Below are 20,273 nucleotides of genomic sequence, written 5' to 3'. Positions count from 1 at the left end.
CGTCCGGTGCACCGCCGCGCCAGGAGCCCTCACCTGCTCCGCAGACCGGAGAATCCATGAATTCAGTTACGTCGACAACCGCCACACCGCCTCCGCCAGGCAACGACGGCAGCTCCGCCGTCTCCGGCACGGCGGTCCGCCCCGGTGACCGGATCTTCCTGGGGCTCTCCCGGGGCTCCGGTATCGCCCTCCTGGTGATCATGGCCGCCATCGCGGTCTTCCTCACCTACCGCTCCGTGATCGCCATCTCCGGCGACAAGGCCAACTTCTTCACCACGCTGGACTGGAACGCCAGCGGGCTGGACCCGAAGTTCGGCATCGCGGTCCTCGCCTTCGGCACCTTCGTCAGCTCGGTGGTCGCGATGGTCATCGCGGTCCCGGTCGCGGTCGGCATCGCGCTGTTCATCTCGCACTACGCCCCGCGCAAGCTGTCCTCGCCGCTCGGCTACGTCATCGATCTGCTCGCCGCGGTGCCCAGCATCATCTACGGCCTGTGGGGCGCGCTCTTCCTCGTCCCGCACCTGAGCGGCCTCTACACCTGGCTGGACGACTACCTCGGCTGGACCGGCATCTTCTCGTACGGCGGCGGGGCGGCCCGTTCGCTGTTCACCGTCGGCATCCTGCTCGCGATCATGGTCCTGCCGATCGTGACCAGCGTGAGCCGCGAGGTGTTCCTGCAGGTCCCGAAGATGCACGAGGAGGCCGCGCTGGCGCTGGGCGCCACCCGCTGGGAAGTCATCCGGATGTCGGTGATCCCCTTCGGCCGCTCCGGCATCATCAGCGCCTCCATGCTGGGCCTGGGCCGTGCGCTCGGCGAGACGATGGCCGTGGCCACGGTCCTCTCGCCCAGCTTCCTCATCAACGCCAGCCTGCTGGACCCGGGCGGCGGCACCTTCGCCCAGAACATCGCCAGCAAGTTCAGCGAGGCCGATGCATTCGGCCAGGACGCCCTGATCGCCTCCGGCCTCGTCCTCTTCGTGATCACGCTGCTCGTCAACGGCGCGGCCCGCCTGATCATCGCCCGCCGCAAGGAGTACTCGGGAGCCGCCGCATGAGCATCACGACCGACCGCCCCGCGGTCTCGAACGGCGGCAGCCCGCTTCCGGTCTCCCTCAAGCAGGCCCGGCTGCCCCGCTGGACCCCGCCGGTTCTCGCGCTGGTCGCGGCCGGCGCGGGCTGCGGCATCGGGCTGGCCGCCGGCCTGGACAGCTTCATCCAGTGGGGCCTGATCGCCGCCCTGCTCTTCGTCTTCGGCACGTTCGCGCTGGCCGCGGGCGTCGAGGGCGCCCGGCAGGCCAAGGACCGGCTGTCCACCAGCCTGGTCTGGTTCGCCTTCCTGATCGCCGTCGTACCGCTGGCCTCCCTCCTGTGGGAGACCGTCGCCCGCGGCACCAAGGTCCTGAACGGCTACTTCCTGTCGCACTCGATGGGCACCACCCCGGACGCGCTGCCCGGCGGCGGTATCTACCACGCGATCATCGGCACCCTGGAGCAGGTCGGCCTGGCCACCCTGATCGCCGCGCCGATCGGTCTGCTCACCGCGATCTACCTCGTCGAATACGGGCGCGGCCGGCTCTCCCGGGCCGTCACCTTCTTCGTCGACGTCATGACCGGTATCCCGTCGATCGTGGCCGGACTGTTCATCCTCTCCGTGTGGATCCTGATCCTCGGCTTCGGCCCGTCCGGCTTCGCCGGTGCGATGGCCCTGGCGATCCTGATGATGCCGGTCGTCGTCCGCTCCACCGAGGAGATGCTCAAGCTCGTCCCGAACGAGCTGCGCGAGGCGTCCCTGGCCCTCGGCGTGCCCAAGTGGCGCACCATCCTCAAGGTCGTCCTGCCGACGTCGATCGGCGGCATCACCACCGGCGTGATGCTCTCCATCGCCCGTATCACCGGGGAGACGGCACCCGTGCTGCTCTTGGTGTGGGGCGCGAAGACGATCAACAACAACCCCTTCGAAGATGCCCAGCAGTCACTTCCGCTCTACGTTTTCCAGCAGTGGCAGCAGGGTTCCGAGGCCTCCTACGACCGCGCATGGGCCGCGGCACTGGTCCTCATCGCCTTCGTCATGATCCTCAACCTGGTGGCCCGCGGCATCGCCCGCTGGAAGGCCCCCAAGACCGGCCGCTGACCAAGCCCGGCGACACGAAAGAAGCAGTGATTTCCATGGCCAAGCGAATCGACGTCAGCGGCCTCTCCGCCTACTACGGCAGCCACAAGGCCATCGACGACATCTCGATGACGGTCGAACCGCGCTCCGTGACGGCCTTCATCGGCCCGTCCGGCTGCGGCAAGTCGACCTTCCTGCGCACCCTGAACCGGATGCACGAGGTCACCCCCGGCGGCCGCGTCGAGGGCAAGGTGATGCTGGACGACGAGAACCTCTACGGCTCGGGCGTCGACCCGGTCGCCGTCCGCCGCACCGTCGGCATGGTCTTCCAGCGCCCCAACCCGTTCCCCACGATGTCGATCTTCGACAATGTCGCGGCCGGTCTGCGGCTGAACGGCTCCTACAAGAAGAGCGAGCTCAAGGACATCGTCGAGAAGTCCCTCAAGGGCGCCAACCTCTGGAACGAGGTCAAGGACCGCCTGAACAAGCCCGGTTCCGGCCTCTCCGGCGGCCAGCAGCAGCGGCTGTGCATCGCCCGCGCGATAGCCGTCGAGCCGCAGGTGCTGCTGATGGACGAGCCGTGCTCGGCGCTCGACCCGATCTCCACCCTCGCCATCGAGGACCTGATCGGTGAGCTCAAGGAGCGCTTCACGATCGTCATCGTGACGCACAACATGCAGCAGGCCGCGCGCGTCTCGGACCGTACGGCCTTCTTCAACCTCGCCGCCGTCGGTCAGCCCGGCAAGCTGATCGAGATCGACGAGACCGAGCGGATCTTCTCCAACCCGTCGGTCCAGGCCACGGAGGACTACATCTCCGGCCGCTTCGGCTGAGCGGCGAGTGCGGCCCGGCCGCTCCGGCCGGGCCGCCCCCTCCACGTCCTGCGGTGCTGCATGGCGGTGCCACCGCACGACGAAGGGCCCGCCCCTCTTCCCGGGGGCGGGCCCATTCCTTTGCTCTGCGTGGGTCGGCCACGGCCGGCTGCGGCCCGCGGGCCGCCGGCCCCGGCCCGTTCCGCGGCCCCCCCGGGGCCGCGAGCCGGTCCGTCAGCCGAACGCCAGCTGGATCAGCCAGTACGCGAGCGCCGCGACCAGCGCCGCCGCCGGCATCGTGATGAACCAGCCCATCACGATGTTCTTGGCGACGCCCCAGCGCACCGCGCGCGGGCCCTTGGTCGAGCCGACGCCCATGATGGCGGAGGTGATGACGTGCGTCGTGGAGATCGGCGCCTGGAACATGAACGACGCGGTGTACATGACCGAGGCGGCCGTGGTCTCCGCGGCGAAGCCCTGCGGCGGGTCCAGCTCGATGATGCGGCGGCCCAGGGTGCGCATGATGCGCCAGCCACCCGCGTACGTACCCAGCGAGAGGGTGAGCGCACAGGCCAGCTTGACCCAGATCGGGATGGCGTCGTTCGCGTCCTCGACATCGGCGATGACCAGCGCCATCACCACGACACCCATGGTCTTCTGCGCGTCCTGCAGACCGTGTCCGAGCGCCATACCGGCGGCCGAGACGGTCTGCGCTATGCGGAAGCCGCGCTTGGCCTTGTGCGGGTTGGACTTACGGAACAGCCAGAGGATGGCCACCATCACGAGGTAGCCGAGCACCAGGCCGATGACCGGCGAGATGAACATCGGCAGGACGACCTTCTCGATCACCCCGCCCCAGATGACCTTGGTGCCACCGGCGAGCGCCGCCCCGACCATGCCGCCGAACAGCGCGTGCGAGGACGAGGACGGCAGACCGAAGTACCAGGTGACGAGGTTCCAGACCACCGCGCCGAGCAGCGCGGCGAAGAGAATGCCCATCCCCTGGTTGCCCTGGGGAGTGGCGATCAGCCCTTCGCTGACCGTCTTGGCGACCCCGCTGCCGAGAAACGCACCGGCGAGGTTCATCACGGCGGCCATCGCCAGCGCCGCGCGCGGGGTCAGTGCCCGCGTCGAGACCGAGGTCGCGATGGCGTTCGCGGAGTCGTGGAAGCCGTTGGTGTACGTGAAACCGAGCGCGACCGCAATGGTCACGACGAGCGCGAAGGTGTCCATGGGCGGCGCTCAGGACTCCTTGACCGCGATGGTCTCGACCGTGTTGGCGACATGCTCGAACGCGTCCGCCGCCTCCTCCAGGATGTCCACGATCTGCTTGAGCTTCAGCACGTCCATGGCGTCGTACTTGCCGTTGAAGAGGTGCGCGAGCAGCTTGCGGTGGATCTGGTCGGCCTGGTTCTCCAGTCGGTTGACCTCGATCCAGTACTCGGTGAGGTTGGTCATGGTCCGCAGATGCGGCATGGCCTCGGCGGTCAGCTCGGCCGCCCGTGCCAGTACCTCGATCTGCTGGTCGACGCCCTTGGGCAGCTCCTCGACCTTGTAGAGGACGACCAGGTCGACCGCCTCTTCCATGAAGTCCATGATGTCGTCGAGCGACGAGGCGAGGTTGTAGATGTCCTCGCGGTCGAACGGCGTGATGAACGAGGAGTTCAGCTGGTGGAAGATCGCGTGGGTCGCGTCATCACCCGCGTGCTCCGCCGCCCGCATTCGCTCAGCGATCTCTGCACGAGCGGAGGCGTCCGCCCCGAGCAGTTCCATCAGGAGCTTGGAGCCCGTGACGATGTTGTCCGCGGAGGCGGCGAACATGTCGTAGAAGCTCGTCTCCCTGGGGGTCAGACGAAAGCGCACGTGAAATCCTCGGGGTGCATCGGATTCGGTCGAGTTGATGCTAGGCGCATCATCCAGCCACAGCTAACCGGCATTCCTTCAGTGTCGCCCATCGTGCAGCATGCTCTGCACGGGGTACCACGGGTGCCCGCAAAGTTCGGTACCATATACCTACCAGGGGTATATAGATCGCCTAGATACCACGGGAGACGGCCATGACGACCACGGACGCCGACACCAACGGCAGCGCCGCAGCCGCCGCGGCCTGCCACCCCCAGCAGCCGGGTACCGACCCCCGGGACGCTGCTCAAACCGTGACCGATAACGCAGAGACTTCGGCGACATCCGGTACCCACGGCTACGCAAAGCAGAAGGACGCACACATCAAGCGACTGCGCCGGATCGAGGGGCAGATCCGCGGACTGCAGCGGATGCTCGAAGAGGATGTCTACTGCATCGACATACTCACCCAGGTCTCGGCGAGCACGAAGGGCCTGCAGTCCTTCGGCCTCCAACTCCTGGAGGAGCATCTGCGGCACTGCGTCGCCGACGCCGCCGTCAAGGGACCCGAGGCCATCGACGCCAAGGTCCAGGAAGCCACCAAGGCCATCGAACGGATGCTGCGCACCTGACCGGCCCGCCCGCCGGGCCCCGCGCTAGCCCGGAGAGCGCCTCGCGGCCCCGGGCCCCGGAGGCACCCGGTCCACACCGCAGCCGTCCTCCCCGTCGACCTCCAGCACCTCGTCGATGCGGTCCGGGCTGAGCCGATCCTCGCTCGCGGCCGCAGCCGCGATCATCAACTCACCGGCCAGGTCGATCTCGACGAGGGCTACGTGGTCCTGGACCGTCGTAGGGCGGTGTCCGGCCACGTACAACACCTCCTCCTTCGAGCGCCTTCCCACGCCTCCGGTGGTTACCGTCAGCGTAAGGACGGGCGCACGCTCCGCGCATGGCACGGATGGACCATTTCCGCCATCCGGCAAGCGCCCCCGTCACGTGCCCGGCCGCCCCGCCCTACGGTGGGGGCGAAGCGATCTTCCCCGCGTAGATGGTGCGCTCGTCCGGCAACTGCACCGCGACCTTCGTCCCGAATTCTGACAGTTGCGTGGTCGATGTCACCGATGCCCCCTTGGGCGCACCGTTGGCGAAGTGGAACCACTGGCGCACTTTGCGCAGCCGCCCGTCCTCGTCCAGATACGCGTCGAACGGCACCGCGTCGGTGGTGAACCCCCGCTCCGCAGCGACCAGCGCGGGCCTCGTACGCGGCGACGCCGCCCTCGCGGCCGTCCCGATGTCCGTCGTCCCCCGGTAGTGCCGCACCGGGACGCCGTCCAGTCGTTCCTCGCCCCGGTACGTCACCTCCCGCGCGCCGCGCAGCAGTTCCGCGGCGGCCAGCGGGTCGGTGGCACCGCCGGTGACCAGATTCCCGTCGCTCAGCGAAGCGGTGTCCACCCGCACCCACTTGTCCGCCGGCACTCCCGCGCCGCGGTTCTTCATGTACAGCGCACCGGGCGCGAGGATCTCCGTGATCGGCTGACGACCCCCGCTGGGCCTGCCCGCCGGATCGGGGAGGATCACCCGCAGCCGTCCGGTGCTCGTGGCGAAGTCATAGCTGCCGGCGCCCCGGATGGCGACGCGGGTGCCGCCGCTCACCATCTCCATGGACGTACGGACCCTGGCGGAGCCGGCCCGCAGCAGGGCGGCGGCGCTGTTGCGAACCTCCGCGGCGGCAGCGGCCCGGGCGGACGGCTCCTGGTCGTCGGCCGCGGCACCGTCCGGGGAACAGCCCGTCGTCAGCAGCCCGACCGCCAGACCCGTCCCGCACGCCACGGCCACGGCGGCCGCGCCGCCGCCTCGCCTGTCCTGCACCACCATCGCGTACGAGCCCCCTCGGCCGCTGTCTTCGGGAACGGCCTGGGCCGGCCGGTCCGCTCGGGAGGGTCGGACGTTCCGCCACCGCCGCATCTGACGTTCCGTCGACCGATTCGTTCAACGACCGGCAAGGGGGCTCGTCACGCAAGGCCACCTGGGACGCGTAGCGTGACGGGGTGCCCGACCGAGCCCCCCATGCGACCTCCACCACCGAGAGCGGCGCCTTCTGCACGGCTCGCTGCGCCTGTGGCTGGCGGGGGCCGGCCCGTCGTGCCCGCTCTCAGGCGCGTACGGACGCGGAGCGCCATCTGGCCGACGCCGGGGCCGGACCGGAAACGGGCACCGCCCCCGAGCCTCCCCGGGTATGAGCGAGTCCGTTCCGGGAACCCCCCACGCCCGTACGGCATCTGGCTAGTGAGGGAAGCAAAAGCACCGCGCCGGTAACGGACTTCACGGACGGCACCGGACAGTGCGGAGCATTACCGGGCACAGCGGAACGTGCGGGCAGCGCGCCGTACCCGCCCGGTGCTGCGTTCCCGGCACGTGCCCCGCGGCCGGCGGCCGGGCCATCGGCGGCGGGGCAGGACCGTACGAACATCGAGGGGGATTCATCCCAGTGAAGCGGCGCACACTCCTGCAGGCGGGCGGCGGACTGGCGGCAGCGACCTCGGTCGCCTGGGCCACCGGCTGCGACAACAAGACCGGCAAGGCGGGTGCGGCGTCCTCCACATCCGCCACAGGGGCCGCGAGCGGCACCGGCACGGCACAGACCAACGCGGCCTCCGCCCCCGCGGGCGCCGCCCGGAGCCGCGCCTCGCAGTCCTCCTGGACCGCGCTGGGCAAGAGCCTGGACGGCAAGCTGGTCCGGGCCTCCGACGCCGCCTACGCGACCGCCCGCCGCCTCTACAACACCCGCTACGACACGCTGAAGCCGTCGGCCATCGCGTATGTCCAGCACCCGTCGGACATCGCCGAATGCCTCGCCTTCGCCCGGCGTTACGACACCCCGGTCGCCATCCGCAGCGGCGGCCACTCCTACGCCGGCTGGTCCAGCGGCAACGGCAAGCTCATCGTCGACGTCTCCGCCCTCTCCAAGGTCCGCGCACCGTCCGGCGGCACCACCCGCATCGGCGCCGGGGCCAAGCTCATCGACGTCTACGAGGGCCTGGCGCCGCACGGCGTGACGATACCCGGGGGCTCCTGCCCCACCGTCGGCATATCCGGTCTCACCCTCGGCGGCGGCCATGGCGTGGTCTCCCGTGCGTACGGGCTGACTTGCGACAGCCTCGTCGGTGCCACCCTGGTCACGGCCGACGGCAAGACCGTCGACTGCGACAAGAGCCGGCATTCCGACCTGTTCTGGGCGCTGCGCGGCGCCGGCAACGGCAACTTCGGCGTGGTGACCGAACTCCGCTTCCGTACACATCCGGCGCCGCGCGCGGTGATGGCGTACATGACCTGGCCGTGGTCCAAGGCGGCGAAGGTCGTGGCGTCCTGGCAGAAGTGGGGGCCGGCGCAGGCCGACGAGATATGGTCCGCCTGCCATCTCGACGCACGCCCCGGCAACACCCCGTCCGTCTCCGTCGCGGCCTTCTCGCTGGGCAGCTACCGCGAGCTGCAGAACGCCGTCGACAAGCTCGCCGACCAGCCGGGCGGCCCCGGCCCGGCCACCACCGTCCACCTCACGCCGACCGGCTACCTGGACGCGATGGAGTCCTACGCGGGCTGCTCCTCCAAGTCCACCGCGCAGTGCCATATGCCGGGTTCGCTGCCCGGCCACACCGGCGCCGGCCAACTGGGCCGCGAGACCTACGCCGCCCGCTCGCACTTCTTCGACCGCTCGCTGTCCACGACCGGTATCCGCACCCTGATGGACCAGATCGAGCGCGGCGGCCGTCAGGGCGTCAACGGGAACGTGGCGCTGACGGCGCTGGGCGGCGCCATCAACCGCGTCGGGCGCACCGACACCGCCTTCGTCCACCGCGGCTCGCGGTTCCTGGCCCAGTACTTGACGTCGTGGTCGGCGAACGGCTCGTCCAGCACGCGCACAGCGTGGCTGAATTCGTTCCATGACGCGATGCGCCGCCACTCCTCGGGCGCCGCCTACCAGAACTACACCGACCCGGGCCTCAGCGACTGGAAGTCCGCCTACTACGGCGCCGCCGCCACCCGCCTCGCCCAGGTCAAGCGGACCTACGACCCGCAGCGACTGTTCAGCACCTTCCCGCAGGCGCTCTGACCCCGCCCGGCACCCCGGCGGACACACGGACGGCCCGGCCCCACGAGGGGGTCCGGGCCGTCCGCATCCGCCAGGTCGTCCTCCCGGAGGCCGTCAGACCGGTTCGCCCCACCGGTCTGACCGCCCCTCAGGCCGCCAGATCCTTGTCCCGCTCCTTGTGTCCCCGCGGCATCGCCGATCCGGTGGCCACCACCCGGCCGCCCTCGGCGTCCTGCCCCGTGAAGCCGCCCGCGCCCCGCGCCCGCACCAGCCACGCCAGCTTCGACCGGCCGATCGCGGTCGTCAGCGGCACCAACAGCGCCTGCGCGAGCGGCGCGAGCAGCAGCGCGACGGCCGTGCCCAGCGCGAACCCGCCGATCACATCGGTCGGGTAGTGCACGCCCATGTAGACGCGGCAGAAGCCCTCCGCGAGCGCCAGCGCGATCCCGATCAGGCCGTACTTCCGGTGGGCGAGGAAGAGGCCGACGCCGACCGCCATGGTGAGCGTCGCGTGATCGCTCACGAACGAGAAGTCGCTCTTGCCGGGGATCAGCACTTCCAGCCCGGCATGGTCCTTGAACGGCCGCGGCCGTTCGACGAACGCCCGGATGGGGATATTGGCCAGCAGCGCGATGCCCGCGGCCAGCGGCGCCCAGACCAGGCCCGCGACGACGGACGGCGCGCCCGGCTTACGACGCGCGGACCACCAGGCGATCACACACAGCAGCGCGAGGCCGGCGATGATGCCGTACTCGCCGATGTACTCCATGGCCTTGTTGACCCAGTGGGGGGCGTCCTTCGCGAGGCCGTTGATGCCGTCGAGCACGTCGACGTCGGGGTTCGGCCCCTCGAGTGCGAGTCCAGCCATCTGCCGCGGCCCCTTATCTTTCGCGCGCGCGAGCGCCGTCGTGTGCTGCCTGCCCCCGTGGTCGTCGAGCGTGTGCTGCGTCGAGCTCTGCTACGTCCCCACGCCAAGGAAACGCGATGTACACCCCTGCCGTTCCACTCTCCACCGGAAGATCACCAGGACGTTATCGAAGCTTGACCCATCACTGCAGTTCAGGGCCCTATGTTCACGCAGCGTTCGTACCGGGCAGCGCTTTTGCGCCATCCGACGTGACGCGGGTGGCACCGATGTAGTCCGGCGAATCGATCTTGTCGAACCGGATCACGGCCCCGGTGTACGGCGCATTGATCATGTACCCGCCCCCCACATAGATCCCCACATGGTGGATCGACCGCGGGTCCTTCAGGTCGTAGGCGAAGAACACCAGGTCCCCCGGGAGCAGCTCATCCCGCTTCGGATGCGCCCCGGCGTTCCACTGGTCGTTCGCCACCCGCGGCAGCTCGATGCCCACGGAGTGGTACGCCGCCTGGGTCAGCCCCGAACAGTCGAACCGCCCGCCCTGCGACGCCGTTCCCGTACCACCCCACAGATAGCGCGAGCCGAGCTTCTCCTGCGCGAAGTAGATGGCCCCCGCGGCCTGCCTCGACGGCGCCACCGGCCCGGCCGGCGCCTCGAAGCTCTTGGCGAGCGTCGTGATCGTCTTCACGTAGTTGCGTGTCTCGCGGTACGGCGGCACCCCGTTGTACTGGATCACGCGGTACGCCCCCGCGTTGTACGCGGCGAGCATGTTGTGCGTGGCGTTGCCCGGCGCGCCCTTCACATAGCCGGCCAGTTCGCAGTCGTACGAGGCCGCCGACGCGATCGCGTCGTGCGGGTCCCACACGTCCTTCTTGCCGTCGCCGTTCCCGTCGACGCCATGGGTCTGCCACGTCCCCGGGATGAACTGCGCCATGCCCTGCGCGGCCGCCGGGCTCTGCGCCCGCGGGTTCCACCCGCTCTCCTGATAGAGCTGCGCCGCCAGCAGCGAGGGGCTTATCGCCGGGCAGAGCGTCCCCCACTTCTGCACCAGCTGCTGGTACTCGGCCGGCACCGATCCCTTCGCCAGCCCCAGCGCCCGTCCACCGGCCCCGGCCAGCCCGGCCGCCACCGTGTACGTACCGATCACAAGCAGCCCGAGCAGGCAGAGCACCAGCCCCACCCCGAGCCCACCGGCCACCCAGAATTTCCGCACGCCCCAACCCTCCCCCATTCAGCCGCGGTTCACTGCCTTTTTCCGGTCGCTCCCCGCGCGTTGTGTCGCCCCCGGCGCGGCACGGCGGCGCATGGCAGGGCGCAGGGGGCGCTCCGGCCCGGGGTGCGAGTCCGCTCACGGCGACGCCCGGAACACCGCCGGATGGGCGACACTGCACAAGAGCCCCGAGACGGAACGAGAGCCGTGGACCCGAACAATCAGAAGCAGATGAGCCGGCACCTGTGGTGGCGCGTCGGGTATTTCCTGTTCGCCATCCACCTGGTGGCGCTCGTCATGATCTTCGCCATGTCGCACGCCCCCAAGTAGCCGCGCACGGGCCACGGCCGCCACCCGAACGGCCCCCGGCCCTCACGGCGCGCCGGACCGGCCACCAGTGCTTCCGATGATCATTGCTCAGGGTTGACCCCCGTGATACACACAGTGAGACCAGTCGGTTCAATGGACGGCGTGCGCCCACACATACACGCCACTCCCACGGGATCCGTCGAAGAAAGCCGCCAAGTCGACAGCTGACGGCCCGTTCGTCAGCGAAGATAGAGACTGACCCGTGCCGCGTCGGCACGGGCACACAACTACCCATCAAGGGGCGGTGAGTTCACACATGTTCATTGCGGCCGAAAAAGGCGACATCACCACCATCATCGGCGGAATCGCCCCGGACTGGGGGCCGTTCGGAACCCTGGGCAACGAAGCCCGCGTGATGATCGAAGTGGTCATGGCAGTGGCGATCCTGCTGTGCCTGGGCATCGCGATCTGGGGCGCCGCCAAACAGCGCATCGGCGCCACCGCGCTGCGCGACACCTTCAGCGCCGAACAGGGCAAGGGCCTGATCGTGGCCGGCCTGACCGGCGTCTTCATCATCGGCTCCCTGGGGACGCTGTTCACGATCGTCTACGGCATGGCGGTCTAGCGCGGCCACACCTCAGGGCGTGCCGCGGCCGCCCGCATGGTGCACACCCCGGCCCGCGCCCGTCCCCGGGCCGCTCCCTATGCGCCCCCGCCCGCCATCTCTCCGCCGTCCCGTGCCCCCACTCGCTCCCACCGGCCCCACCTCCCCTGCCGAGGCCACATGCTGACGCCGCCTCACGTCCGGCCCGACGGACCCGCCCCCGCGCCCTCGCCACCCCCGCCACCAGCGGACCGATTGGGCCGGCCGCTGCGCGGGGACAGGTGGACCCGGAGACAAGAAGGCGCAAGCAGACGACGGCAACCGCGGAGCGGGCGATGAGCACATATGACCCAGAGTCCCCCATTCGCCCCTGCCGTACCGCATCTGAGGACCCGTCACGGTGAGATGTACTCGTACCGCTGCACCCGAGCCGCCGCCCGCGCGGCTACGGTCATATGAGGGCGGCACAACTAGGGCACGCATGGCGACGGCGGCAGAGGGGGCACAGGCGCGATGAGTCTCAGTGACGACGGCGGCTACGGAGGCGACGGCCACCGCGGTTCCGAGACGGGCCAGACACGGACCAGACTTCCCGACAACGACGGCGACATCTACGGCTCGGGACGGCGGCCCCGCGCGGGCATGTCCAGCCGCAACCTCGTCACCATCGTCGGCGTGATCGTCCTGCTGCTCGCGGCCATCGCCTTCGCCAACCGCGGCGGCAGCGGCAACAGCGAGACGTCGCCCCAGGACTCCCCCAAGGACGCCGGCCACGCCCAGCCCACCGCCCCCACCGGCACCAAGCCGGCCACCGGCAAGACCGGGGGGATCGCGTCGGGCTTCGCCAAGACGGAACAGGGGGCGCAGTCGGCGGCGGCGAATTATGCGGTGGCGCTCTCCAGCGGCGGAATGTACAAGTCCGCCCAGCGTGACGCGATCGTCGATGCCGTCTACACCTCCTCTGCGGCCGCGGACCGCAAGGAAAGCCTGCGCAAGATCTACACCGACCCCAAGTTCCTCAGCCGGATCGGCCTCAAGGCAGATGGCAACGCACCTGGCGGGATGACCTTCGTCTCCCGGGCGAACCCGGTCGGAACGAAGGTCGAGAAGTTCGAGGGCTCCACGGCCACGGTCGCGGTCTGGTACTCCACCTTGTTCGGCCTCGCCGGCCAGGGATCCCAGAACCCGGTCGCCGAGAGCTGGTACACGTCCACGATGCAGATGCAGTGGGTGAACAGCGACTGGAAGGTCGCCGGCTTCACGCAGAAGGCCGGGCCGGCGCCGATCGGCGGCGACCAGACCGCTGCGACGGCCAAGGACATGTCCCAGGCCGTCCAAGGGTTCGGAGGGTTCACGTATGCGAGGTAACAACGGACGTCGTGCCCTCGCTGTGGCCTCGGCGCTGACCGGTCTGCAGGCAACGCTGGTGGTCCTCTCGGCCCGCGCGTTCGCGGCGCCCTCGCCCAAGCCGAGCGAGGGCGCCTGCGATCTGCTCACGGACAAGGCCAAGGAGCTCTGCGAACGACGGGGCGGCGGCGGTGGCAGCACACCCGACCCCGGTGGCGGCGGCCTCACCGACAACAACCCCCTGGACCCCCTCGACTCCCTCGCCAAGGGCTGTGCCAAAGCCGCCGCCTGGATCGTCACCAAGCTCTCCGACGCCGTGAAGGCCACCTCCCAGGTGGACTTCACCAACGCCGCCTTCCTCCGGCAGTACGCCGTCGTCTTCGCCGCCTCGACGATCCTCACCCTCGTCCTGTGGCTGCTGGCCGTCGCCAAGCGCGCGGTGCGCGGGGTACGGCTCACCGAGGCGATCAGCGAGGCGGTCGGCTTCCTCTGGCTCACCGTCCTCGCCTCCGCCTTCACCCCGCTCATCCTCTACACGATCGTCTCGGCGACCGACGGGGTCACCGAGATCATCGCGAAGGGGACCGGAGCACAGACCGACACCTTCTTCGGGGCGTTCTCGCAGGCGCTCACGAAGGGCACGGACATCGGCGGCGGCCCGATCATGCTGATCGTGGTGTCGCTGGTCTCGGTGCTCGCCGCCGGTGTGCTGTGGCTGGAGCTGGTGATCCGGGCCGCGCTGCTGTACGTCGGGGCGCTGCTCGGCACGGTCGTCTACGCCGGGCTGGTCGACAAGAACATGTGGGGGCATGTGCGCCGCTGGGCGGGCATCATGATCGCGGTGATCATGGTGAAGCCGGTCATCGTGATCGTGCTCGGCATCGCCGGTGCGCTCTCCCACGACAAGGGCCCGAACGCCTTCTCCGCGGTCGTCTCCGGCCTCGCGATCATCGTCCTCGCCATCTTCGCCAGTGCGGTGATCTACCGCTTCGTCCCCGGCTTCGGCGACGAGATGGTCTCGGCCCGTACGAACAAGGGCCGGGCCACCGACGGCAGCCAGGCCGCCGCCATGATCTCCTCGCCCGCCGCGCTGGTGTCCCAGGGCATCAAGACCCACAGCTCCCGCAGGTCCGGCGGGGACGGCGGCGGGCAGGCCCAGGGCGCACAGGGCGGCCAGTCCCGGCCGGCCGACGCGGTGGCCGGCGGTGTCGCCGCGCACAGCTCCCGCACCGGCGGCGGCAGGTCCTCGGCACCCGCCACCCCTGCCCCCCGTACGAACCCCGGCCCGAGCACCAGCTCCCGCTCCGGCAAGACAGCAGGAGGTGAGGGGCGTTGAGCACGCAGTCCCACCCGATCGCGCCACGTCGCACCTATCTCATCGGCCGCGCCCGGCCCAACGCGATCGTCGGCAAGAACCGCGAGACCGGTGAGATCGCGCTGATCATCGCGGGGGCGTTCCTCGGCATGATGTGCGGGCTGCTGGTGCCGATGCTGCCGCTGCGGATCGTGTCCCTCACCGGCTTCCCGATGCTGGCGCTCGCCGTCGTCTATGTGCCGTACAAGGGCCGTACGTTCTACAAGTGGTTCGAGATCCGGCGCAGCTTCCGCCGTTCGGTCCGCCGCGGCGCCAGCTACCGCTCCGGCAACGCCGAGGCGGGCATCCGGCTGGACGGCCGGGAGGTCGAGATCGGCCCGCCGCCCGGCATCGGCCGGATCAACTGGCTCTCCGCCCCGTTCGGCCCGGACGAGATCGCGGTGCTGCTGCACGCCGACCGCAAGACGGTGACGGCCGCCATCGAGATCGAGGGGCCGGGCGTCGGCCTGCGCGACAGCGAGGACCAGGAGGCGCTGGTCGACCGCTTCGGGACGCTGCTCAAGCATGTGGCCAACGGCGACGGCTTCGTGACCCGGCTGCAGATGCTGGCCCGTACGCTGCCCGCCGACCCGGACGCGCACGCCAAGGACGTCGCCCAGCGCGGCGACCGCTCCTCCCCGGCCTGGCTGCAGGACTCCTACGACCAGCTGCAGTCGATGGTCTCCACCTCCTCCGAGCAGCACCGCGCCTACCTCGTCGCCTGTATGCACTACACCCGTGAGCTGGCCGCCGAGGCGCACACCATGGCGCGCGCCGCCCGGATGCACCAGGGCGGGCTGCTGCGCAAGAAGCTGGACCGCGACGCCGGCCTCGCGGTCGTCATGGCCCGTGAGCTGACCGACATCTGTGCCCGGCTCGCCGAGGCCGACATCCGCGTACGGCAGCCGCTGGGCCAGGCCCGGCTCTCCTCCCTCGTGCACTCCATGTACGACCCGGACCACCCCATCGACCACATCCAGGCGATGGGCAAGCGCAACGCCTGGCCGGCCGAGCTGGATGCGATGGAGCCGACGTATCTGCAGGCCAAGACGCGTGAGTCGACGACCCGCGCGCCCTGGTGCCATGCCACCGCCTGGGTCAAGGAGTGGCCGCTGACCCCGGTGGGCGTCAACTTCCTCGCGCCCCTCCTGGTGCACACCCCGGACGTGATCCGTACGGTCGCGGTCTGCATGGACCTGGAGCCCACCGAGATCGCCATCGAGCGGATGCTCACGGAGAAGACGAACGACGATGCGGAGGCCAGCCGGGCGGCGAAGATGAACCGGGTCGTCGACCCGCGGGATGTCGCCCACCACGGCCGCGTCGACCAGCGCGGCGAGGACCTGGCGTCCGGCGCCGCCGGCGTCAACCTCGTCGGCTATCTCACGGTCTCCTCCCGCTCGCCCGAGGCGCTCGCACGCGACAAGCGCACCATCCGCGCCTCGGCCGGCAAGTCCTACCTCAAGCTGGAGTGGTGCGACCGCGAGCACCACCGGGCGTTCGTCAACACCCTGCCGTTCGCGACCGGAATCCGCCGCTAAAGCCGCTGGGAGGCGCGTACGTCATGGCCATGATCGATCCGCTCGGAGCGCTCACCGACGCGTTCACCAGCTTCCTGTTCGGGAAGGTGGAGACGACCCGGCTGCCCGTACGCACCTCCACCGGTCAGGCCCAGGCCGTCTATCTGCCCACCGCGGCCCCCGGCCTCGGCGACTCCGGCGTGATCATCGGCCGTGAGGTCTACAGCGGCAAGGGCTATATCTACGACCCTTTCCAGCTCTACGGCCAGCAGCTGCCGGCCCCCCACTGGCTGGTCCTCGGCGAGTCCGGCAACGGCAAGTCGGCGCTGGAGAAGACCTATGTGCTGCGGCAGTTGAGGTTCCGTGACCGTCAGGTCGTGGTGCTGGACGCTCAGGGCGAGGACGGCGTCGGCGAGTGGAACCTCATCGCCGAGGAGCTGGGGATAACTCCCATCCGGCTGGACCCGACCTCCGCCCTCAACGGCGGCATCCGCCTCAACCCCCTCGATCCGTCGATCACCACCACCGGCCAGCTGGCCCTGCTGCGGACGATCATCGAGGTCGCGATGGGCCACGGCCTGGACGAACGCTCCGGCTTCGCCCTCAAGGTCGCGCATGCGTATGTGAACGACACCATCACCGACCGGCAGCCCGTCCTGACCGACATCGTCGAGCAGCTGCGGCACCCGGAAGCGGAGTCGGCGGAGGCCATGAATGTCGACATAGACGACGTCCGGGCCTGGGGTCTGGACGTGGCGCTGGTCCTCGACCGGCTCGTCGACGGTGACCTGCGCGGCATGTTCGACGGCCCGACGTCGGCGGGCATCGACCTCGACGCACCGCTGATCGTCTTCGACCTCTCGCACATCGACCGCAACTCCATCGCGATGCCGATCCTGATGGCGATCGTCGGCGTCTGGCTGGAACACACCTGGATCCGGCCCGACCGCAAGAAGCGCATCTTCCTGGTCGAAGAGGCCTGGCACATCATCAACTCCCCCTTCGTCGCCCAGCTCTTCCAGCGGCTGCTGAAGTTCGGCCGCCGGCTCGGCCTGTCGTTCGTGGCCGTCGTCCACCACCTCAGCGATGTGGTCGACGGCGCCGCCGCCCGGGAGGCCGCGGCGATCCTCAAGATGGCCTCGACCCGCACCGTCTACGCCCAGAAAGCCGACGAGGCCCGCGCCACAGGGCGGGTCCTCGGCCTGCCCCGCTGGGCCGTCGAGATCATCCCGACCCTCACCCCCGGCATCGCGGTCTGGGACGTCAACGGCAATGTCCAGGTCGTCAAACACCTCATCACCGAGGCCGAACGCCCGCTGGTCTACACCGACCGGGCGATGACCGAGGCGTCCGCGATGAGCGAGGCATCGGCCGTGCCGACGGACGAGGCGCGCGCCCTCCAGGCGGCGGCGGACGCCGAGGCCGAGGCACGCGCCGAGGCCATGGCGATGGAGCGGCAGTGGAGAGACGAGTCGAGCGAGACGGTGGCGTGACGCGCGGATACGACGACGAACGAGGCGGCCGCGGCTATCGCGACGCACCCGGCGGCCGGGGGCGCGGCATCCCCGACTCCCTGCTGGTCGGGCTGCTCGCCTTCCTGCTGGGCCTGACCGTTCTGGTGTGGACCGCGACCGGCCTGGCCGGCCTGTTCACCCACGGAGCCTGGCCCGACGGGGTCACCTACCCCGGCACCCCGATGGCGCTGCGTCATCTGGTCTCCGCGCCGCACGACATGGCCGCCGCCTGGCCCGACACCCCCAAGGCCCAGCTCTCCGGCTACGGCCTGTTCTGGGGCATCCTCATCGGCGAGCTGATGGTGCTGCTGGTCCTGACGATCTTCACGCTGGGGACGGTCACCCGCTATCGCGCCGTACGGGCGACACGGCGGACGAAGGCCAGGGAGGCCAGGGAGGCGGCACTCGACGCCCGGGAGGCGGCACTCGACGCGCGGCAGGCCCCGGAGGCACGGGAAGCCCGGGAAGCGGTCCGGGAGACGGCCCGCACGGCCCACGAGCGCCCGGCGCACAGCGAGGACGCACCGGCCCGACCGGCCGCGCCCGCCACCCCGCCCCCGCCCCTCGAAACCATGGCAGCGGCCACCGGCCCGGTCCCCGAGCAGCGCACCGCTCCCCCGGCCGCTCCGACGCTCCCGGGTACCGACACGACCGACACCCGCTCCGAACCCGCCCTCCCCCGCATCCAGTTCTCCACCGACCGCGCCGTCACCCTCGCGGCGTCCCTCACCACCGCGGCCGCCGCCCCGGGCCCCCTGATCGTCGCCACGACCGACCCCGTCCTCTGGTCCGACACCAAGGACACCCGCGCCAAGCTCGGCCCGCTGCTGACCTACGACCCCACGCACCTCCTCGACACCCCGGCCCGGCTGCGCTGGTCACCGACCTCCGGCTGTACGGACCTGGCCACCGCCACCGCCCGTGCCACCGCCCTGCTGGCCCCCGTACGCCCGTCCGGGGCGCTGGACTCGGCCGTCGCGGACGCCGCCCAGACCCTGCTGCGCTGCTGGCTGCACGCCGCCGCGGTGGACGGCCGTCCGTTCCGCCAGCTGCACCGCTGGGCCCATACCGCCGGCGCCGCCCAGGAACCCGTACGCATCCTGCGCACCAGCGCCAAGTCCTCCGCCGGCCAGGCCGGCGAGCTGGAGTCGGTGCTGACCGCACACCCCGAACGCCGGGAAGCAGCACAGCAGTTGGTCGGCCGGGCGCTGGCCGCCCTCTCCTCGATCCATATCCGGGATGCCTGCAATCCACTTCGAGCGGATTCGGTCATCCTCGAATCATTTATCGCAGAGGGGGGAACGCTTTACGTGGTAGGCGAGCCCATCGAGGATCCGCGTACCGACCCGGGTGCGATGCCCTTGCTCACCGCACTCCTCTCGAGCGTGGTCGAGCACGGCCGCCGCATGGCCGAACGGTCATCTGACGGTCGGCTCGACCCACCACTCACCCTCGTCCTGGACGACATCGCGGCCCTCGCCCCACTGCCCGCCCTCCCCGGCCTCCTCGAAACGGGCCGCAGCCGCGGACTGCTGACCCTGGCGACCATGCGCTCCCGGGAACAGGCCCGCGCCCGCTGGCCGCATCACTCCCTGCCGGCCTGACGCCCGCCCGAGGCCTTGCGCCGGATCCGGCCCGTACGCGACGAGGCGGACGTGTCCGCGGCGCACCAGAGCCGGGCGGCTCCCTTCCGCGCCCGGACGTCAGTCCCGCAGCAACTGCACCGCACACCACACCAGTTGCGCCTCCATCGCGGCCGACCGGCTGCCGGCGATACCCGACCGCACCAAGGCCGCCCCTTCCACCAGCGCGACAACATCAAATCGGCCCGGGCCGGGAAGTAGTGCTGCAGATGCCCGACCCGCACCCCCCGCCTCGCCGGCAATGGCCCGCAGCGAGGCATCCGCCCGGAACCGGTCTCCACGCCCCAGCCCCGCCACAGCGCCGGCCCACAGCTCGCTACCCCCTGGTCAGCGCCATCTCCCACTCCGTGGCGGCGGCATTCTTCGGATCGGCGATGGTCCGCCCCGTGGTCACGAACCCCAGAGACCGGTACAACCCCGCGGCCCGCGCATTCTCTTCATGCACCCACAGCCGTACGCGCTCCACGACCGGGTCCACGAGGCCCCACGACCACCCGATTGCCGCCTCGAACAACTCCCGCGCCAGCCCCGTCCCCCGGTGCTCGGGCCGCACATACACCCCCACCACGTGCGTCTGCGGCACCTCCTTGTCCCGCTCGACAAGGACCACCACCATGCCGCCCCAACTGCCGTCCTCCGTCTCCCCGACGAACGTCAGCGCCGCACCGCCCTCGTCGAGGGACGATGCCCGCCGCTGCCAGAACTCATCCGGCTGGCCGGCCGCCGCCTCAAAGGTTTCGTTGAACGCCACCCGAGCCACCGGATCGGCCAACGCCGCCAGCCGCAGCTCTTTGAGCCTCTTCCACTCATCCGCCGTCACCGGCCTGATCAAGTACCCCATGCGGCCCAGCATCCCAGCACGCCATCCCGCTGAACGAGACTTCCCGTTTCCGACCGTTCCGATTTCCGGCCCAGAACGCAGAAAAGCCCCGCACCATAAGGTGCGGGGCTTTCCCACAATGATTGTTCGGCGGCGTCCTACTCTCCCACAGGGTCCCCCCTGCAGTACCATCGGCGCTGAAAGGCTTAGCTTCCGGGTTCGAAATGTAACCG

At 70.2% G+C, this 20,273-nt stretch carries 19 protein-coding genes and 1 rRNA gene; 12 read left to right on the top strand and 8 right to left on the bottom strand.

Annotated elements, in window-relative coordinates; all coding sequences use genetic code 11:
* Nucleotides 1-56 precede the first annotated feature (56 nt).
* The 3 genes from pstC to pstB are packed head-to-tail and all read left to right on the top strand — an operon-like array spanning nucleotide 57 to nucleotide 2,943.
* Nucleotides 57-1,055, top strand: coding sequence for a phosphate ABC transporter permease subunit PstC (gene pstC, locus ACWGI6_RS33870; RefSeq protein ID WP_453271051.1), 999 nt, complete (start codon nucleotides 57-59; stop codon nucleotides 1,053-1,055).
* Nucleotides 1,052-2,131: a phosphate ABC transporter permease PstA gene (gene pstA / locus ACWGI6_RS33865; RefSeq protein WP_453271050.1), complete on the top strand. Its 1,080-nt coding sequence runs from the start codon at nucleotides 1,052-1,054 to the stop codon at nucleotides 2,129-2,131. The genes pstC and pstA overlap by 4 nt, the downstream gene beginning before the upstream one ends.
* Before the next feature lie 35 nt (nucleotides 2,132-2,166).
* Nucleotides 2,167-2,943: a phosphate ABC transporter ATP-binding protein PstB gene (gene pstB / locus ACWGI6_RS33860; RefSeq protein WP_030992706.1), complete on the top strand. Its 777-nt coding sequence runs from the start codon at nucleotides 2,167-2,169 to the stop codon at nucleotides 2,941-2,943.
* 213 nt (nucleotides 2,944-3,156) lie between these two features.
* Here pstB and ACWGI6_RS33855 read toward each other — a convergent pair whose 3' ends face one another.
* Both ACWGI6_RS33855 and ACWGI6_RS33850 read right to left on the bottom strand, forming a co-directional pair.
* Nucleotides 3,157-4,155, bottom strand: coding sequence for an anion permease (locus ACWGI6_RS33855; RefSeq protein ID WP_453271049.1), 999 nt, complete (start codon nucleotides 4,153-4,155; stop codon nucleotides 3,157-3,159).
* 9 nt (nucleotides 4,156-4,164) lie between these two features.
* Complete coding sequence (locus tag ACWGI6_RS33850) at nucleotides 4,165-4,785, bottom strand: DUF47 domain-containing protein (protein ID WP_393907709.1); 621 nt, start codon at nucleotides 4,783-4,785, stop codon at nucleotides 4,165-4,167.
* Nucleotides 4,786-4,979: 194 nt separating this feature from the next.
* Here ACWGI6_RS33850 and ACWGI6_RS33845 point away from each other — a divergent pair, with 194 nt between their 5' ends.
* Nucleotides 4,980-5,396 carry a metal-sensitive transcriptional regulator gene (locus tag ACWGI6_RS33845; RefSeq protein ID WP_453271048.1) on the top strand — a complete coding sequence of 139 codons (417 nt, stop codon included), beginning with the start codon at nucleotides 4,980-4,982 and terminating at the stop codon, nucleotides 5,394-5,396.
* A 24-nt stretch (nucleotides 5,397-5,420) separates the two neighbouring features.
* Here ACWGI6_RS33845 and ACWGI6_RS33840 read toward each other — a convergent pair whose 3' ends face one another.
* Together ACWGI6_RS33840 and ACWGI6_RS33835 are read right to left on the bottom strand one after the other, a co-directional pair.
* Nucleotides 5,421-5,639 (bottom strand): hypothetical protein, encoded by a 219-nt coding sequence (locus ACWGI6_RS33840; protein WP_453271075.1) that lies wholly within the window; start codon nucleotides 5,637-5,639, stop codon nucleotides 5,421-5,423.
* Nucleotides 5,640-5,778: 139 nt separating this feature from the next.
* A complete protein-coding gene (locus tag ACWGI6_RS33835; RefSeq protein WP_453271047.1) occupies nucleotides 5,779-6,639 on the bottom strand; it encodes a hypothetical protein in 861 nt (286 codons plus the stop codon).
* 613 nt (nucleotides 6,640-7,252) lie between these two features.
* Between ACWGI6_RS33835 and ACWGI6_RS33830 the strand changes: the two genes are divergently transcribed.
* A complete protein-coding gene (locus tag ACWGI6_RS33830) occupies nucleotides 7,253-8,875 on the top strand; it encodes an FAD-binding oxidoreductase (protein WP_453271046.1) in 1,623 nt (540 codons plus the stop codon).
* A 127-nt stretch (nucleotides 8,876-9,002) separates the two neighbouring features.
* Here the strand turns inward: ACWGI6_RS33830 and ACWGI6_RS33825 are convergent, their stop codons facing one another.
* Both ACWGI6_RS33825 and ACWGI6_RS33820 read right to left on the bottom strand, forming a co-directional pair.
* Nucleotides 9,003-9,722, bottom strand: a complete 720-nt coding sequence (locus tag ACWGI6_RS33825; protein ID WP_453271045.1) for a phosphatase PAP2 family protein — start codon at nucleotides 9,720-9,722, stop codon at nucleotides 9,003-9,005.
* A gap of 205 nt (nucleotides 9,723-9,927) precedes the next feature.
* Nucleotides 9,928-10,932: a bifunctional lytic transglycosylase/C40 family peptidase gene (locus ACWGI6_RS33820; RefSeq protein WP_393907714.1), complete on the bottom strand. Its 1,005-nt coding sequence runs from the start codon at nucleotides 10,930-10,932 to the stop codon at nucleotides 9,928-9,930.
* 204 nt (nucleotides 10,933-11,136) lie between these two features.
* On the opposite strand from ACWGI6_RS33820, the gene ACWGI6_RS33815 reads away from it, so the two are divergent.
* The 7 genes from ACWGI6_RS33815 to ACWGI6_RS33785 all read left to right on the top strand — a co-directional run bounded on the left by ACWGI6_RS33815 (nucleotide 11,137) and on the right by ACWGI6_RS33785 (nucleotide 19,181).
* Nucleotides 11,137-11,259, top strand: coding sequence for a hypothetical protein (locus ACWGI6_RS33815; protein WP_393907715.1), 123 nt, complete (start codon nucleotides 11,137-11,139; stop codon nucleotides 11,257-11,259).
* Between the two features lie 295 nt (nucleotides 11,260-11,554).
* Nucleotides 11,555-11,863, top strand: a complete 309-nt coding sequence (locus ACWGI6_RS33810; protein WP_030610355.1) for a hypothetical protein — start codon at nucleotides 11,555-11,557, stop codon at nucleotides 11,861-11,863.
* A gap of 492 nt (nucleotides 11,864-12,355) precedes the next feature.
* Nucleotides 12,356-13,210 (top strand): hypothetical protein, encoded by an 855-nt coding sequence (locus ACWGI6_RS33805; RefSeq protein ID WP_453271044.1) that lies wholly within the window; start codon nucleotides 12,356-12,358, stop codon nucleotides 13,208-13,210.
* On the top strand, nucleotides 13,200-14,525 hold the full coding sequence (locus tag ACWGI6_RS33800; protein ID WP_453271043.1) for a hypothetical protein: 1,326 nt from the start codon (nucleotides 13,200-13,202) through the stop codon (nucleotides 14,523-14,525). Before ACWGI6_RS33805 ends, ACWGI6_RS33800 begins: the two co-directional genes overlap by 11 nt.
* The gene (locus ACWGI6_RS33795; protein ID WP_453271042.1) at nucleotides 14,522-16,084 is read left to right on the top strand and encodes an SCO6880 family protein; all 1,563 of its coding nucleotides are present in this window, start codon (nucleotides 14,522-14,524) and stop codon (nucleotides 16,082-16,084) included. The genes ACWGI6_RS33800 and ACWGI6_RS33795 overlap by 4 nt, the downstream gene beginning before the upstream one ends.
* A gap of 29 nt (nucleotides 16,085-16,113) precedes the next feature.
* Nucleotides 16,114-17,556, top strand: a complete 1,443-nt coding sequence (locus ACWGI6_RS33790; protein WP_453271074.1) for an ATP-binding protein — start codon at nucleotides 16,114-16,116, stop codon at nucleotides 17,554-17,556.
* On the top strand, nucleotides 17,553-19,181 hold the full coding sequence (locus ACWGI6_RS33785; RefSeq protein WP_453271041.1) for a TraM recognition domain-containing protein: 1,629 nt from the start codon (nucleotides 17,553-17,555) through the stop codon (nucleotides 19,179-19,181). The genes ACWGI6_RS33790 and ACWGI6_RS33785 overlap by 4 nt, the downstream gene beginning before the upstream one ends.
* A 355-nt stretch (nucleotides 19,182-19,536) precedes the next feature.
* Here ACWGI6_RS33785 and ACWGI6_RS33780 read toward each other — a convergent pair whose 3' ends face one another.
* Complete coding sequence (locus tag ACWGI6_RS33780; protein WP_453271040.1) at nucleotides 19,537-20,061, bottom strand: GNAT family N-acetyltransferase; 525 nt, start codon at nucleotides 20,059-20,061, stop codon at nucleotides 19,537-19,539.
* A 124-nt stretch (nucleotides 20,062-20,185) separates the two neighbouring features.
* A 5S ribosomal RNA gene (gene rrf, locus ACWGI6_RS33775) occupies nucleotides 20,186-20,273 on the bottom strand; the annotation flags it as partial.

This window comes from Streptomyces sp. NPDC054786, from assembly GCF_053611685.1.
Note: the sequence above shows the minus strand (reverse complement) of the source record. Positions and strands in the feature narration are given on the sequence as shown.

Coding starts and splice junctions, on each gene's coding strand:
- pstC (WP_453271051.1), top strand. CDS start 57: ATGAATTCAGTTACGTCGACAACCGCCACACCGCCTCCGCCAGGCAAC.
- pstA (WP_453271050.1), top strand. CDS start 1,052: ATGAGCATCACGACCGACCGCCCCGCGGTCTCGAACGGCGGCAGCCCG.
- pstB (WP_030992706.1), top strand. CDS start 2,167: ATGGCCAAGCGAATCGACGTCAGCGGCCTCTCCGCCTACTACGGCAGC.
- ACWGI6_RS33855 (WP_453271049.1), bottom strand. CDS start 4,155: ATGGACACCTTCGCGCTCGTCGTGACCATTGCGGTCGCGCTCGGTTTC.
- ACWGI6_RS33845 (WP_453271048.1), top strand. CDS start 4,980: ATGACGACCACGGACGCCGACACCAACGGCAGCGCCGCAGCCGCCGCG.
- ACWGI6_RS33835 (WP_453271047.1), bottom strand. CDS start 6,639: ATGGTGGTGCAGGACAGGCGAGGCGGCGGCGCGGCCGCCGTGGCCGTG.
- ACWGI6_RS33825 (WP_453271045.1), bottom strand. CDS start 9,722: ATGGCTGGACTCGCACTCGAGGGGCCGAACCCCGACGTCGACGTGCTC.
- ACWGI6_RS33810 (WP_030610355.1), top strand. CDS start 11,555: ATGTTCATTGCGGCCGAAAAAGGCGACATCACCACCATCATCGGCGGA.
- ACWGI6_RS33805 (WP_453271044.1), top strand. CDS start 12,356: ATGAGTCTCAGTGACGACGGCGGCTACGGAGGCGACGGCCACCGCGGT.
- ACWGI6_RS33800 (WP_453271043.1), top strand. CDS start 13,200: ATGCGAGGTAACAACGGACGTCGTGCCCTCGCTGTGGCCTCGGCGCTG.
- ACWGI6_RS33790 (WP_453271074.1), top strand. CDS start 16,114: ATGATCGATCCGCTCGGAGCGCTCACCGACGCGTTCACCAGCTTCCTG.
- ACWGI6_RS33780 (WP_453271040.1), bottom strand. CDS start 20,061: ATGGGGTACTTGATCAGGCCGGTGACGGCGGATGAGTGGAAGAGGCTC.